This is a genomic window from Flagellimonas eckloniae, assembly GCF_001413955.1.
Classification (GTDB): Bacteria; Bacteroidota; Bacteroidia; order Flavobacteriales; family Flavobacteriaceae; genus Flagellimonas; species Flagellimonas eckloniae.
The window spans coordinates 2,085,551-2,102,168 of record NZ_LCTZ01000002.1; the positions used below are offsets into that span (position 1 = coordinate 2,085,551).

The 16,618-nt window shown below is 37.3% G+C and carries 11 protein-coding genes; 1 reads left to right on the forward strand and 10 read right to left on the reverse strand.

The window, feature by feature from the left end; translation table 11 throughout:
- Positions 1-2: 2 nt before the first annotated feature.
- From AAY42_RS08845 to AAY42_RS08880, 8 genes are all read right to left on the reverse strand, one after another.
- Complete coding sequence (locus tag AAY42_RS08845) at positions 3-2,003, reverse strand: amidohydrolase family protein (RefSeq protein WP_055394316.1); 2,001 nt, start codon at positions 2,001-2,003, stop codon at positions 3-5.
- 51 nt (positions 2,004-2,054) lie between these two features.
- Positions 2,055-3,209 carry a dipeptidase gene (locus AAY42_RS08850; RefSeq protein WP_139063700.1) on the reverse strand — a complete coding sequence of 385 codons (1,155 nt, stop codon included), beginning with the start codon at positions 3,207-3,209 and terminating at the stop codon, positions 2,055-2,057.
- 159 nt (positions 3,210-3,368) lie between these two features.
- Positions 3,369-4,772, reverse strand: coding sequence for a RagB/SusD family nutrient uptake outer membrane protein (locus AAY42_RS08855; protein WP_055394318.1), 1,404 nt, complete (start codon positions 4,770-4,772; stop codon positions 3,369-3,371).
- A 12-nt stretch (positions 4,773-4,784) separates the two neighbouring features.
- Positions 4,785-8,123, reverse strand: a complete 3,339-nt coding sequence (locus AAY42_RS08860) for a TonB-dependent receptor (protein ID WP_055394319.1) — start codon at positions 8,121-8,123, stop codon at positions 4,785-4,787.
- A 134-nt stretch (positions 8,124-8,257) separates the two neighbouring features.
- Positions 8,258-9,316 carry a FecR family protein gene (locus AAY42_RS08865; protein ID WP_055394321.1) on the reverse strand — a complete coding sequence of 353 codons (1,059 nt, stop codon included), beginning with the start codon at positions 9,314-9,316 and terminating at the stop codon, positions 8,258-8,260.
- A 131-nt stretch (positions 9,317-9,447) separates the two neighbouring features.
- The gene (locus AAY42_RS08870; RefSeq protein ID WP_055394323.1) at positions 9,448-10,092 is read right to left on the reverse strand and encodes an RNA polymerase sigma factor; all 645 of its coding nucleotides are present in this window, start codon (positions 10,090-10,092) and stop codon (positions 9,448-9,450) included.
- Between the two features lie 284 nt (positions 10,093-10,376).
- The gene (locus AAY42_RS08875; RefSeq protein WP_055394325.1) at positions 10,377-11,204 is read right to left on the reverse strand and encodes a zinc metalloprotease; all 828 of its coding nucleotides are present in this window, start codon (positions 11,202-11,204) and stop codon (positions 10,377-10,379) included.
- A 104-nt stretch (positions 11,205-11,308) separates the two neighbouring features.
- On the reverse strand, positions 11,309-12,328 hold the full coding sequence (locus tag AAY42_RS08880) for an alpha/beta hydrolase (RefSeq protein WP_055394327.1): 1,020 nt from the start codon (positions 12,326-12,328) through the stop codon (positions 11,309-11,311).
- A 91-nt stretch (positions 12,329-12,419) separates the two neighbouring features.
- On the opposite strand from AAY42_RS08880, the gene AAY42_RS08885 reads away from it, so the two are divergent.
- Complete coding sequence (locus AAY42_RS08885; RefSeq protein ID WP_055394329.1) at positions 12,420-13,670, forward strand: NRAMP family divalent metal transporter; 1,251 nt, start codon at positions 12,420-12,422, stop codon at positions 13,668-13,670.
- A gap of 6 nt (positions 13,671-13,676) precedes the next feature.
- Here the strand turns inward: AAY42_RS08885 and AAY42_RS08890 are convergent, their stop codons facing one another.
- Entirely contained in the window at positions 13,677-15,623 is a 1,947-nt protein-coding gene (locus tag AAY42_RS08890; protein WP_055394331.1) for an OmpA family protein, read from the reverse strand.
- 1 nt (position 15,624) lies between these two features.
- Positions 15,625-16,617, reverse strand: coding sequence for a PorP/SprF family type IX secretion system membrane protein (locus tag AAY42_RS08895; protein WP_055394333.1), 993 nt, complete (start codon positions 16,615-16,617; stop codon positions 15,625-15,627).
- Between the last annotated feature and the right edge of the window lies 1 nt (position 16,618).

Below are 16,618 nucleotides of genomic sequence, written 5' to 3' on the forward strand. Positions count from 1 at the left end.
CATCAATTAAAGTGTTGAATTCCCATTGATTCGTACAATTCCTTGGCATAATAAAGGTTTCCACCCTTCATTGTCCATTCTACATTTCTTATATCGCTAATAGTATCCACTGGATTTCCATCAATTAGAATGAGATCCGCTTTTTTACCTGCCACAATGGAGCCATATTCTTCCGATACGCCCGTAAGCTTCGCAGATGTTATTGTGGCCAGTTTTAGAACTTCTGACGCAGGAATACCCGACTTCTCGTAGAGTTCCAATTCCCGGTGGTACAAAAACCCAGGCAGGCCGTCAGTGCCTGGAACAATATCAACCCCTTTTTGGAAAAGGTCATGGACCACGTTTAGCATATTATCATGACTCCTTTTGTACAAAGGGGCGGTCTCCTCGTTTTTGGGAAGTCCGCCTGCATAAAATGCACGCTGGTTGATAATCGGCAACCTATTCATAATTGTATTATAGGTAGGGCTGGGTTGTCCTTTTTGAGAAACGAACATGTTCTCGAATATAGAGATCGTAGGATCTATCAAAATGTCATTTTTTTTGAGTAAATCGACAAAATCAAGATATTCCTTGGAAGTTAAATCGAGATTGGCCCCATGTTGGGCCACCATGGTAAACCGCAAGGGCGTTCGGGTATCGATGGTATCCGACAGAAAATTAAGGAACAACATATTCATATGCTGAATTTCATCATACCCCTGGTCAATGGCCTGTGAGGCGGTCATGAAGGATGGAATGTGCCCACATACACGCATGCCCAGTTCATGTGCTTTATCAGCCATTGGCTTGACCCATTCCGGCTTGATTGAGCTGTACAATTTGATTTGGTCATAGCCCAAATCTTTATACACTTGAATTTCAGCAAGGCCTTCTTCAAGATTGTTGATCACATTGCGCTGGTTGGCATAGGGCCCCGGTCCGTCAATGATGCCACAGAAGGTCACGATACGCGGGCCGATAATCTCGTTGGCATTGAACTGGTCACTCAGTGTTTTGAGCTGCTTGTTGTTTGCCAAGTCGCGAACGGAGGTTATACCACCAGCCACGTGCAACAAGCCCCTGAACTTGCTGTTATGCGTATGCATATCAAACATGCCGGGCATTAAGGTCTTGCCTTCACCTTTAATGATTCGGGTATTCTCAGGTATCTTTTTTTGTGCTGACGGACGTACGGCCTCAATGGTTTCCCCGTCAACAAAGACGTCTTGGTTGGGCAATAGCTTTCCTTCCGAGGTAAAAACATTTACGTTTTGAATAACCACCTTGTTGATGGGTACGGTTAGTTTTTGAGTGATGTCCATCAAATAAACATCCTCAACACTGTCCTGTAGTTTTTTGAGTGCTGTTCGTTTTTCCTTGTAATCTTCACGAATCACATGCAGATTTCCAGAAATGCTGGCAACCATTTCATTGCCATCCATCCACAAATATGTAGGATTCATGTCCAACCCTTTAATCATCAACAAATCAAGTGATATACTGTCCGAAAGTGTTTGGGGGAATATCTCAACAAGTTCTGCTAAACCTCTTGGATATAGCTCCACTTTTTTGTCGGGCGAGGTAATCAACAAGCGGGCAAGAATTTCATAGACCGCAGGGGAGCCATCATACCGAAAATAGAGTTCGCTACCATAAAAATCTCCTTGGGTGGATTCTTTCGGATTGGACCAGGTTGCAGCACTGTTTCCAGTGGAAAATTTCTCATCTACAGGTACTTTTCGGTAATTGACACCTTTTATAGTCTGTTTTGAAATAAAGTTTTGGTCGTTCAACGTAATTTTCTCCGAATACTCCGGGCCACGACCTCTATCTGTATACGTATAGTAAAATTCAAAACTGTTCTCCCCAGTTGGCCATTTTTCATATTTCCCAGCCAGATTTTCCCGAAAAACAACCTCATACAGGACTTTTTCAGAGCTGTTTACCTCAGACTTATATGCCTTTTTGCAACCAATGGCAAAAATCACAACCAAAAATGAACTGATAATACCGTTTTTCATGATCAAATAAAAGTGTTCTTAACTTGTATACCGATATCTAATGTGGGAGCATTAGGATTTTAGGGTTTCCCGATAATACCGCAGCCAGTTCTGACCCAATATTTTTTCAATATCCCCAGTACTATACCCTCTTTTGTCCAAGACCCGTGCTACATGCAAATAGCGTTTCGGACTCTCCAATTCCGGAATCCACGGCTTCCAACGTACTTGATACGAGGGTTTAAATCGGGTTAAACGTGGTACATACCAATTTTCTCGGGTAGCACCAGTAGCTTCCAATCCCTGAATTGCAAAATCTGCCGCTACACCTACATGATCAATTCCAGCAATCTTAACCGCATGATCAATATGGTCCACATACGTTTCCAAAGTTGTTTTACCTCCTGGGTCAGGACCAATCATATAGCCCAAGCAGATAATACCCATCATACCTCCCTTGTCCGCCATAGCCCTGATCTGTTCATCGGTTTTGGAACGTGGATGATTTTTATAAAGGGCTTCGCACATGGTATGATTGAAAGAAACTCCTGCTTTGCTAAATTTTATACCATCATTGGTAGTTTGTCTTCCGCAATGGGATAAATCTACAATTATGCCCAATTCGTTCATGCGTTCAACTACCTCAACACCAAAATCTGATAACCCAGCATTGGTGCGTTCGGTACATCCGTCCCCCAAAAGATTCCGTTGATTGTAACTCAATTGTATCCAACGTGTTCCAGCATTGTAAAGTGTATCAACATTCTCCACAGATTTCTCCACCATAGTGGCATTTTGAAAGCCCAATAAAACAGCTGTCTTATTTTCTTTCTTTGCCTGAACAAAGTCTTCTGCTTCATTCGCATATATTAGCTTATCCCCATGCTCCTCTATCCGGTTCCTCCAATCGGCCAAGGCTTCCATGGCCACCTTTAGATTGCTTGATGGCAAAGACGCACTAAAACCGGTATAACCAGACTGCGCAAGAGCCTCAAAAGATTCTTTGTTCCAACCTCTTGGAATGATCAATCCATCTATTACTACAGCCTTTTTATAAAGCTCGTCAATAGTACTATCCTGAAGTTTGGATAATGATGTTTCCAATAAGCTTTCCCCATTCCCTGTTGGTATTGATTCCAAGATTGAAGTTAGAGAATAGGCAATCTGTCCTGGAAACAAAAGCCCTAGGGACAACAATTTTGTAAGATTTCTACGATTTTTTTCCAAAACTATGCGAAGTTATCATTAGCATTACTCTGTTCTTTTGAGCGAAAATCCATAGTGTCATTTATTGGATTTACATATATATAAACATTTTTGAAATACATTGAAGAAACTTTTAAAAGTTTCTTCAATGTATTCTTATCAACACTTCTATCCATGGAATTAATATCCAGGATTTTGTTCGATATTCGGATTAACATCCGTTTCATTTTGTGGTATTGGTAGTATAACCGTTTCACTAGCATATGGAATCAAACATGTTTGAGATGTACAATTGGTACGCACAACATCCATTTTCTTCCGCATTAAATCCCACAGTCTTTGTCCTTCAAATGCCAATTCCAATCTTCTTTCCAGAAAAATGGCATCATCCAGAGCATCTCCAGTATCCGCATTATCAGCTGCTGCCGCAACTGCGCGTTGGTGCACCGCATCTAAATCATCTTGGGCTCCGGCAACATTTGTTCCTAATTCCGCCCTAGCTTCTGCTCTTATGAGATACACTTCAGCCAAACGAATAACCTTAACATTGTCAAAACCATTGATATCTGGGTATTTAATCATCCTATATGGGGCAAATTCGCCTATGAGTAGGGGATCTTCTTCAAAAGTGCTTAATCTTGCATCTTCAGTTTCATATAAAGAAACTACATCGTTAGAAGGCAAGTAATCTCCAAATATTTCGGGCAGATATAATCCAGCCAGACCTCCACCTCCAACATTATCAGCTTCGGTCATCGATATTTCAAAAATGGATTCCGAACTGTTATCATTGGTCCACAAATCATAATAATTAGCGTTTGAAACCAAGTTATATTCACCTGAACCTATTACATCTGTTGCCATAGCTTCGGCATTGCTCCAATCTTCCTTGTACAAGTATACCCTTGCCAATAATGCTTTTACAGATGTTGAAGACAATGTGTTGGAATTTCCACTTCTGGAATCGCTATCCATTAATGAAATTGCCATAGTCATATCTGAAATCACCTGATTATAAACTTCGTTGACAGAATTTCTGGATGGTTCCCCAGTAGAATCAAATTCCAATACAATTGGAACTCCCAAATGACTGGCATCGGCAGTAAATGTATAGTGCTGCGCAAAAAATCGAACCATATCGAAATAAATTAAACCTCTTAATGCGTAAGCTTCACCTATAATATGATTCTGTTCATCTTGTACTGCATCTGGTACAACTACTTCAGAATTGATAATTGCATTTGCCCCATTTATTCCTGCATACATTGTGGTCCACAAACTATTTGCATCACCATCTGAAACTCTAACAATATGCTCTGCGTAATCCTCAATTCTGTTGGCCTGCGCATTTTGTTTAACATCATCCGCCATGACATCTGGAATTAAAAGCATGTAGCGTCCATAATACTCCGAACCAGAAATTTCATTGTACAAACCTGTTATGGAAGATTCAAAGTCTTCGAGATTTGTTAAAGCCTCGGAATTCTCTACAGCTTGCTGCAGTGGAAGTTCTAAAAAAGATTCTGAGCAAGACAAAATAGTGAATGAAACTACTGTCAATAGTGCTATTATATATTTTTTCATTTCTTTCAAATTTTAAAGTTGAATATCTAAACCAAGAGCTATTGTCTTCAGTGCTGGTGTTTGGCCAGTATAGCTACCATTAATGGCTTGCTCAGGATCAATGTAAAGAATATCCTCTTTTACGAACGTCAGTATATTGGTTCCCCTAGCAAAAATCCTTATGGAACTTAGATTTAATTTTGAGGTAATTTCTTCTGGGAAATCATAGGCCACAGTCAAATCTCTTAATCTTAGATAACTGCCATCATATAGCCATCTGGAGTTATTGGATTCTCCACTGCCAGGACTACCGCCCCAAATGAATTTTGGTGCCAATGCATCCGTTTTACCAGGCACCCATCTATTGTCGTAAATGAATGTTGCCGTACTTCTTGGTGTTAACCTACCATCTGCTAGACTACCACGAGCTCTAGCATCAAATATGTGATTTCCATAAGAGTAAATAAAATTAGCGCTCAAACTGATTCCTTTGTAGGTAAGAAGTGTATTAAAACCTCCAAAAAAGTCTGGAGTTGCCGTCTTACCATCAAAAAACCGTTCAGCTTCGCTCAAATCGTTCGTAATTGTTGTTTTGGTAGCATCGGTATACCACTGTGGGTCTCCATTATCTGGATTTACGCCCGCCCAATTAAATAAATAAAACGATTGAAAATCTTGACCTACTTCCCTTCGGTATGCTCCTGAGTTAAAGTCCGACTCAAGTTTTGTGATTTCATTTTTCAAAAATGTGGTATTGAAACCAACATTCCATGAAAAATCTTCATTATTGATAACATCTACATTTAAACTCAGTTCTAGACCAGAATTGGTCATATCACCAAAATTTTGGGTGAGATTTGTAAATCCTGTTGTACGTGAGATAGGTACATTCAATATCAAATCGGAAGATGTCCGCTTAAAATATTCCACTGTACCACTTACTTTAGAGAAAATGCTAAAATCCAGACCTATATTAAAATTTTCTTGAGTCTCCCATCCTAACTGTTCACTTTCTATCTGAGCGGGGAATCCACCAGGACTTCCGTCATAATCTTGTCCATAATTGTAAAATCCTTGATATGCATTATTGCCAATTCCCGCGTTTCCAATAACACCCCATGAACTTCTTACTTTAAGTAAATCCAAAAAAGAAATATCATTTAAGAAACTTTCATTTGATGCTACCCAACTTCCCCCTACGGAATAAAATGTTCCCCATCTATTATCAGGTGCAAATCTTGATGACCCATCACGTCTAATGCTGGCAGAAAGAAAATATTTGTTATCATAGTTATAATTTGCCCTTGAAAATACAGACGCGAAAGTATATTCAGATTTTGAACCACTAATAGCAAATTCTGCCGATGCGCTGTTTAATGTTCTCAAGCTTTCGTTGGGAAACTGTGTCCCAGAAGCACTAAACCGTTCACTTGTCGTTTTTTGCGCCTCATAACCTGCCAATAAGCTTAGGTTGTGTGCAGACCCAAATGTTATATTGTAATCCAAAGTTTGGGTACCCACCCATGTTCTAATTGCTGTTTGTGCTTCATATGCAGAACCTCCTGCATTTCTCCCTCCTCCATATCTTGGGTTTTGGTATCTAGATTCGTTTAGTGAAAGTAAATCGAAATTCCATTGCGAACGAAAGGTTAAATCTTTTATTGGATTTATTGATATTGCAAAATTGTCAATAACACGTATTTGTTTGTTTTCCCATAAATCATCTCCACTTAAACTACCCACTGGGTTTGCTCCACCAAGGGGAAAATAATTGGCATGATCTCCGTTGAACCTACCCTGTTCATCATAAATGGGAATGAGTGGGGAAAGTTCCAATGAATTTTTAAAAGGATTGTTAAAAGACCCTCCATCAAAAAAGGTATTTGATGTAAGGTTGGATACGGATATATTATTAGATACTGTTAAATAGTCCGTTGCCTTAAATTCTACATTGCTACGCGCACTTAGTCTTTTGAATCCTGACCCTATAATATAGTTTTCTTGATCAAAATAGGCTCCTGAAAAGAAGTACTTCAATTTGTCTGTTCCTCCACTTGCGCTTAGGTCATAACTCTGGGTTATTCCTGTTCTTGTAATGGCATCCAACCAATTGGTATCCGTTGGCTCCCCAGTAGTAGGATCTATCAATTGCTGAAAGGTTGCATCAAATCTAGCTTGCGCCTCTGCAGGTGTATCCCCCCTATTGATGTATCCTTCTAAATACAACTCTGTATACTGTGCTGCATTTAATGGTTTTAGGATGTTATTATATGCTTGTGAATTAAAACCAGTCAGTGCCTTAAACGTGATTTTTGGTTTTCCGGATTTCCCTGATTTTGTAGTAATCAAAATAACACCGTTCGCCCCTCTTGAACCATAAATTGCAGTTGAAGCTGCATCTTTTAGCACGGATATGGATTCAATATCGTTAGGGTTAATGGCAGCCATTACATTTGTGCTGTTCCCATCATTATCAATGGTTCCAATACTTCCTGCTTGGATTGGAATCCCATCGATAACATACAAAGGTTCGCTGGATGCATTAATCGAACCTATACCCCTTATTCTTACTTGGGTATTTCCTCCGGGTGCGCCATCTACTGCAGTTGCCTGCAAACCCGCCGTGCTTCCTCTTAAGGCTTGTTCAAAAGTTGAAACAGGAGCTTGTTCAAAAGTTTCGCTTTTTACGACTCCTACAGAACCTGTGATTGATTCTTTGGTTGTGGTACCATATGCCACAACAACAACTTCTTCTAAAGAAGCTACATCTTCTTTAAGTATTACATTTATTGTGGTTTGATTACCCACCGCAATTTCTTGGGACAGCATTCCTAGATAAGAAAAAACCAATACGGCTCCATCTGAAGCATTGATACTATAATTACCATCAAAATCTGCCTGCGTACCGGTAGTGGTTCCTTTAACGAGTACATTTACCCCAGGCAAGGGCTCTCCATTGGAGTCACTGATTTTTCCACTTACAGTCTGCTGGAGGGCCATTTCATTTTCCTCTAAAGAATCAATGGAAGATTCATCCGGTGTTTTTTTTACGACTACTTGCTTACCAATAATCTTGTAGCTTAGATCCGTGTTTAAAAATGCCCTGTTCAATACAGTTGCCATTTTTGCATTTTTAAGTTTCAATGAGATTTTCTTATTGGTATTTAAAACATCATCCTTGTAAAAAAAGACATAGTTACTCTTGCTTTGAATTTCTTCAAAAAATTCCTGCACAGAGATGTCTTTTACATCTATCTGTATTTTGTTTTGTGCCAATACAGAGTTTGCATAAACTGATGAAAGTCCAACACCGATAAACAATAGAAATATTCTCATAATCGTTAGAATTCCGACGCGTAAGGTATTTTTCATATTTTTGTTTTGGTTATTTAATGTTGCTGTACAATACAGCAATGTTGATTTTAATTGCCAGAAGATGTTGGAGCATCTTCTGGCTTTTCACTAACTACTAACTCAAATAATTTACTTCATAGACTTTATTGGGTTTAATTGATTATTATTTCATTTTCCTTGAGCTCATAATCCATGTTCGTACTCTGTTTTATGCTCTCTATTACTTTTTCTATATCCTCGTTCAAATCCAAATAACCCGAAAAGGTTTCTGTGGTCAAGACCTCATCTTCAATGTTAACTTCAACATTGTAGTATCTTGAAATTCTTTTCATTATAAATTCAAGGTTATTTTTATTAAATACCAGAAATCCTTCTCTCCATGAGAAATAAGTATCCACATTCACCTTTTCAGAAATAATGCTTTTAGTATTCTTGTTGTAACTGGCCTTTGTTCCGGGTGATATCTTCATTTTATCCGTCTCTATTGATGAAGATGAATTATTGTGATAGCTAATTTGTACACTACCACTCTTAAGCACCGTATTTATTGAGTTCTCATCTAAGTAATTGGTGACACCAAACACAGTACCCAAAACCTCAATTTCTTGATCTTGGGATATTACGATAAAGGGTTGGCTCTTCCTATGTGCAACCTCAAAAATCGCTTCTCCCTCAATATATACCTCTCTTTTATCTCCATTAAAAACTGCCGGGTACACCATTCTCGACCCTGAGTTTAGCCACACCATACTACCATCTGAAAGCTCAATCTTCGATCGCTTTCCATAAGGTACAAGCAATGTATTGTATACCATCTTGGCATCCTCAGTTATCTCTTGATTTATGGTTTTGGTAGATCCAATAGTTACATTCTGTCCCGTACTGGAATAGTGTATCGTGGTAATTTCTTCGTCTATTTTTAAGCTATCCTGTTCTCCCAACATTAAAACCACCTTATCAGATTTAGATTCCACCCCACTGGATGCATTCACAAAATCTATAATTGAGGGTGCTTTTGTGGGAGTCTCATAAAAAAGAAATCCAACACCAACAACCAGCGCTATTGAAGCGGCTACTCCGATGAGGTATCGGGTTTTTCTTTTCCTTGATTTTCGTTTTTGTATTGAAACGAAAATTTTATCCTCCAAATCCTTTTTTTCCTCTTCCGTAATGGGTAAAAACTTTATTTTATTAGGATTTTTTTCTTTCATATTTTATGTTGAATAATTTGATGCTTTTTAGATTTTAACTTCAAATTCAGCATCATAAACAGTAAGGGGGAATTGGGAATTATATAGACAAATATTTTGTGTTTTTGTATTAATCAACATGACAGATGCGGTTATCTCAATGTTTTTAAAGCCCTATAAATTGTAGTTCTTGCGCTCTGTACGGAAACACCCATTATCTCAGATATTTCCTCATAAGTTCTTTGCTGATTAAATCTGAGATATAGCCCTTTTCTTTGCTTTTTAGTTAAGGTGTTCAATGCATTTGACAGCATTGCGCTCTTTTCAGAACTACGTTCGTCATTAATTATCTCTTCTTCATGTGATTTGGTATAGTTCTTCAGTGTATCGTTTAGCAGAAAATCATATTCCATGGAAACCGGAATAATTTTTCGGTGATATTTTTTATTGATTTTTCGCTTAAGCGACTTGAATAGATAATATTTTACATTATCTGTTTTTGATAGGCTCTTTCTATACTTGTATAAATCCACAAACAAATCATGAATACAATCCATGACATAACCCCTGTCTTGCGAATGAACTATTCCATATGAAAATAATGCGTCTATATGTAGCTTGTAAAGCTCCCCAAGTGCAGTCTCATCTCCATTTTTTAAATTTTCCCATATAATTGTTTCCGAACTTTTTACAACAAACATTTTGTTCTTGCCTATTTCGGATACTAGCTCATCTAATTTTTCAGGAATGCTAAAATTAGTATCTGAGGCAAGTGCCAGTTCACTATCTTTTTGCATAAATTAGAATTAAAAGGGTTAATAATTGTAGCTAGTTTCTATATATTTTAAGTAAAATTTCTATGTTTCGTAGACAAGATTATTATATTTTCAATGAAAAATATGTTTTTCGTTAAAATACACACGAAAAATCGTTGTATCTAAAAATATACACATAAAAAATACTTTATATTAAACATATGATAATATAGATTTAATTTTTGTGCGATTTTTAAATCAAAATAAAAAGGCTAAATTCTTACGGGTTTTGTAGATTTTCTGAAAATCTACAACGCAAAGAACTTTTAATCGAACGAGCGTCCTACGGCCTCTATTCGTGAAGTGATTATTTGACCTTCCGTAAGCAAATAACCATCTGAATTTATACCTCCCATAAGACATCTATCATTACATTCATTATGGTTCAAATTCAAGACATGTCCAATTTCATGTGCTATAGTTCTGGATAAGGACCCTCTATTGAAATAGCTTTGACTTTCGGTCAATAATGTTTTTTCAGGAACACCGCCACCATTATGCTTATTTGTATAGGTACCCACAACACTATGGTAACCAAAACCTGACATTGCATTCCCTTGGGAAGTATTCCCAATAAATGGAAATAAATAGATATGAAATAAGTTCTTTTCCAATTGTTCTTCCGTGCTCCTGTGCTCTGGTTGCATTAATGAGTATAAGTGTGGCAAACGTTCCGGGTCGGAATTTCCATTGGAATTCCTTACCGCATTGACTATAAAAACCAAAGATTCTTGATAGGTTTCGCCCTTAACTACGTTTTCTTCAATAATGGATTCCACATTCCAATGAACCCCAGCCTTCTCCCAAATAGAATTTAATTCGGGCATAATAGTTTTTGTAACATCTTCTGGAGTAACCCAACTCTCCATTATCCATCCCGTAGGGTGAACCATGGTTATATCTTGCATTAAATGAACCCTTAGATTCAGTTCTATTGTAGAATAGCCCTCTTCCTCCTCTTCTTCAATAATAACTTCAGGGTCAATATTTGTAGGGTCGTTGGGACTTTCCGAACATCCAGAAAGAAATACTAAAATCAAAACAAGTTTTAAAAATCGTTTGCTTTGCCAACCCAAACTATATGGAAATTTCATCTTTTACAAATCAGTATTTGAGTATACTATTATAAGAAGTAAAAAGATGGGATTTTATAGACACTATTTACATGTGAAATATGCTTGTTCCCCAAAGACTTGATTTAATTAAAAACGCGTTCGGAGCTTTTAAGTTTTAAAACTTCTTCTAAAAAACGATTTGTTTCTTGCTGTACGGATTCTAAATCTTTTGATGTTATTGAAGAAGTCATCACATGATCTCCAACATCTGGAAAAGCTTTTTTTCGCTTTAATGAGGCATCTGTTCCCAATTCATTGTACATTTTAAGCATTACGGGTACCGAAACCACATTATCCTGAATGGAATCATTTTTATAAAAATACCCCAGAAAAACGGGTTGGTCCACTTTTTGAAAAGTTTCCGAAATCATCGTATTATCAACCAAAGCCTGTAAGTGAGTCAAGGCTTCCACTCTATACTTGGTGGTCCAATATTTCTTCTTTTCCGCACTGGCTTCAAATTCATGATAGTCACTCTTTTTAACCGCTTTTGCCAATTGTAAACCCCATGGGCCGGTTAGAAGCTTGGCGTTTTTATCATATATCTCAATGTTGGGCGAATACAATAAAATTGAAGCAATATCCGCATCACCACCAGCAAGGTACAATGCCAATGTTCCCCCTGTTGATGTTGCCATTATAATCACTTTATCACCAAGCTGTTTTGCAACTGCTATAGCTTCTTTCGCAGAATTCAAAACCTGGTCCGCAGTTAAATTTAGCATGGCCTTTTCCTCATCCAAACCATGCCCAGCCAAACGAGGTAAATACAAATTACAACCAAAATGCTTTGCAGTTTCAATATGAATTGGATTGCCTTCCATTTTACTTGCAGACCACCCATGTAAATAAACAATGCTGTATTCAGTTTTTGTCGGGATACTATCAGACCATATTATCTGTGACTCATTATTCGGTTTTATATTGGCAACTGCAGTTTCCTTGGTATTGACCCATTCTTCTAATTGAATCAAATCAGAAGGAACCTTTGGCAATTCTACATTTAAAAGTGGTTTATCTACCTTGGGACCGAAGGAATAAACCAGCACAATTACAAGAATTGATACCAATAGTCCTTTCCCAATTTTAGAGCGGATTTTCAATTAAATATTTTAACGTAATTCTTATTTAAAGTATAATTTCTTAAGAAATTATATAAATATACTATTTTAGTTGGCCGTACTTCTAGCTTTTATGTCAAAACTCAAAACTCTATTAAAAAACCTAGGCCCTGGATTGTTGTTTGCCTGCATGGCCATTGGCACCTCCCATTTGGTACTTTCAACAAAAGCTGGAGCTCAATACGGGTGGGTAATGATTATTCCCATACTGCTGGCAAACATTTTAAAATATCCATTTTTTGAATTTGGAATTCGTTACACAGCTGTTACAGAAAAAAGCCTTATCCAAGGGTATTTAAACTTGGGAAAAAAATACCTTTGGATTTATGCCATGGTCACCATTGTGTCCATATTCACACTTTTGGCAGCCCTCTATGTGGTGACTGCTGGACTCTTGATGAATTTATTTCAAATTTCAAGTATTGGTTTGAGTACTGTTGCTCTCGGTGTTTTTGTTTTTATAAGTTCGGTACTTATAATCGGTAGGTATAAATTCTTGGAAAACTCATTAAAAGCCGTTATTTCCATTTTATTTGTAAGCTTAATAATAACTACTGTGGTGGTTCTACAAAAGGGGCAGGTTCCGGGTGCAGATTCTTTTCAACGTCCTGAAATTTTTAATGAGGTCGGAGTACTTTTCTTAATAGGCCTTATGGGTTGGATGCCTACAGCAGTTGAAGCATCTGGATGGGTTAGTCTTTGGAGTATTGAAAACACCAAAACCATGAAGGAAAAACCAACGTTAAAGCTAGCACTTCAAGAGTTCAATCTTGGCTACTTTCTTACCGCTCTTCTTGCTGTTTTGTTTTTGATTATTGGGTGGATGACCTTATACGGAACCGGCACAGAACTTAGTGGCAATGCTGTTGTTTTTGCCGATCAAGTTGTAAACCTTTTTACCGTCAATATTGGCAAATGGGCTTACATACTTATAGCCGTAGCTGCTTTTGCAACAATGTTCAGCACATGTATGACTGCCCATGATGCAGTTTCAAGGGTTAGTATTGATGTCCTAAAAAAACTTTTTCCACAGAAAATAGCATTTCAAAACAAGAATTTCTTTGCTATTGTTGTTATACTTATGGCTGTATTAAATTGGTTCGTAATCCTGCAATTCAGCGCAAATATGGGCACCCTTGTTGCTTTGGCTACCTTTGTTTCCTTTGTAATGGCACCGCTTATAGGATGGATGAATTTAAAAACAGTACTTGGTAATGATATACCTGAGGAACATAGGCCAAAAATTGGTTTACGAATATTGACGTATTTGGGAATAGTCTTTCTATCCCTTTTTGCCTTATACTATTGCTGGATTATTTTTTGAATTGATTTATTCAAAAAGAATATTGTCATTAAGAATTACTATTAATGACCTCTGGTTTTGTTGATGCAGCATTTCCAAACAGAAAACACCATTCGTACAATTATTTATAATCTTGTTTTCGCCATAGCCAACGGAATACAGAATATTGGAAGATGAAACTCCGTTTTGGACTAAGTAGTTTTTAATCGCATCCGAACGGTCTTGGGTTAACCTAAAATTAGTACTGCTGCCTCCCCTGCTATCCGTATACGTTTCTATTCGAAGTTGTACAGATGGAAAATCTTTCACAAAGGCAACAACTTTATCCAATTCTGTTTCTATTTCTGGAGTAAGTTGGGCACGACTTCTCCCAAAGAAGAATTTTTTAAGTTTTACCACGGCCTGACCCTCTTTCTTTTCCACTAAATCTTCATACGCCGAAATTTCAATGTTATAATTTATATTTTCAACACCTTTAAGTTCCTCTTCCGAGAATTTTTTGGTAACTGAGGAATATCGGTCTTTGTAAGACTCTAACACCAATTCTTTTACCCAAGGAATTTCAAGTCTGTAATTTCCATTATCATCCGAATAGGTTTCTGCCAATAGCGCCATGTTTGAATCCCATAACCGAACGGCCACTTTGTCCACAACATCAGAATTTCCATAGGCCTTTATTACTTTTCCTTTGAATGTTAAGGTTTTAAGACCTGGTTTTTTATCAACCTTAAATCCATATAAATCATCTTTCCCTTTTCCTCCAGGCCTATTTGAAGAAATATATCCCAAAAGACCGTCTCCATCATTCCGTATGATCAAACCAAAGTCGTCATCTGAAGAATTTACCCCTTTTCCAAGGTTAACCGGTATGCTAAACGTATCCCCTTCAACGTTCGACTTATAAATATCCATTCCACCTAATCCATAAAAAACATCCGAAGAAAAGTAGAAACTGTTTTCAAAAATATATGGGGCAATTTCATTCCCTGCTGAATTTATTCTTGGACCCAGATTGATTGGAGCTGACATAATCTGACCCCGGTTGGTATGCACATAGTAAATGTCCGTACCACCAAAACCTTCTTCAAAATTTGCGGAAAAATACAGTCTTTCCGTTTTTTGGTCATAAAATGGGTAGTAAAAAGAAGTACTCAAATCTTTGAGCAACAACTGAAATCTACCATCTTTAATTTGCATTCCTATTGCCAAGGCATTTTTTCCATTGTCATCAAAAGACAATTCACCATCTTCCGTGTTTGACATCACATAAAAAAAACTTCGCAACTCTTGGGAATAATAAGGTGTTGCTTTATGAAAGTTAGAACTGCTAATTTCAGAAAAAGGTTGCGCCGTCAATATTTGACCATTGGCCTGTATACCGGCCTCATAAATATTTAAATATCCTTCACCTGCAGGAGCGTATCTTCTCTTGGAAATCTGCGACCTACCACTTGAAAACAACAACTTTTCTCCATAAAACGAAGGTGAAAAATCAGATTGGGGACTATTCCCATTTAAATTGAAGATTTGAAAATCCATTTGGTCAATAGCTCTATTGTTCTCCAACAATTGAGTGTTAAACTCAAAATTTTCCAAAAATTCTTTTTGAAACCTTGAAGACATACTTTGCAAAAATGTTTCTAAACGCTCCTTATTGGCAGTTTTTGATAAGCTCTCCAATAATTTATTAAGTCTATGGTTGCCAATCACAGTATCTTTGTTGTATACTGATAAATAAATTTCCGAAGCCTTCTCAAAATTATTGACATGAAAGTAAGCGTCAGCCAAATTCACAAATTGTTGATTTGAAATTGTGCCTTTTGTCAAATCAGATTCATATGCATTTATCGCCTTCTGATAGTCGTATTGAAAAAAGTAATTGTCTCCCTTTGACTTTTTACTTTGGGCAAAACAAATGACCATACCAAAAAAGGAAATCAATACTGTAATACTTATTCTTTTTGCCTTTTCCATATTAGAAAAATCTTGGAGAATCTATCTGTTTTGGTTTACCTTTTAAATTCTTGTCCTTACTTTTTGTTTTGGAGCTTCCGCTTCCAAAACCACCTCGTCCAATGTAAAATTTCAATATTGCCTCATGTGAGCCTCCGCTAAATTCTCCCAGTCCATTTGTATTGTAATCATATGAATACCCTAAAAACAAGGCATTGGATACCTGTACCCCTGCCAAACCACTAATTGCATTGTCAAATCGGTATGAAGCACCTATTGTAAGTGCATCGATAAACTGAAAATTAGCGGATAAATTTACATTGACCGGTGAACCTTGAAGGTAGTTGATTAAAAAAGCTGGTTTAAATTTTGTTCTTTCAGACAATTCAAAAACGTAACCCCCTATTGCATTGAACTGTATATTGTCTTCAACCACAGTTGCCACTTCATCATTATAAAGACCGTTGGTTAAAAAATTAGGGATTGAAAGCCCCATATACCAATCGTCTTCATAAAGAAAAATTCCAGCACCTACAGTGGGGTAAAAATTACTTAGATTTTCACCTAGTATTATCGGGTCAGATGGATTTACAACGGTACCTTCAGAATAATCCAAATTTAAGAGCGAACCCCCTGCAACCATTCCAAAGGAGAGTTTGGTAATATCGGAGAGATTAATCTGATAGGAATACGAAATATCAATATATGTTTGCCCTGATGGTCCCAACTCATCATGAACCACATTAAACCCAAGACCCATTTTTTCGTTCGAAAAAGGAATGTTCGCACCAAAACGCATGGTTCTTGGTGCACCGGGAATGTCTATCCATTGTGCCCTATAAAGGCCTGCTATTTCAGGACTTTCCACAGTCCCTACATAAGCGGGGTTAAAACTGCCAATATTGTACATGTATTGGGTGTACTGGGGTTCTTTTTGGGCGCAACAAACTCCTACAATACCTAAAAATAGTAGTATGAATGTTCTATATAACTTTAAACCAATTTTATTTGGCATA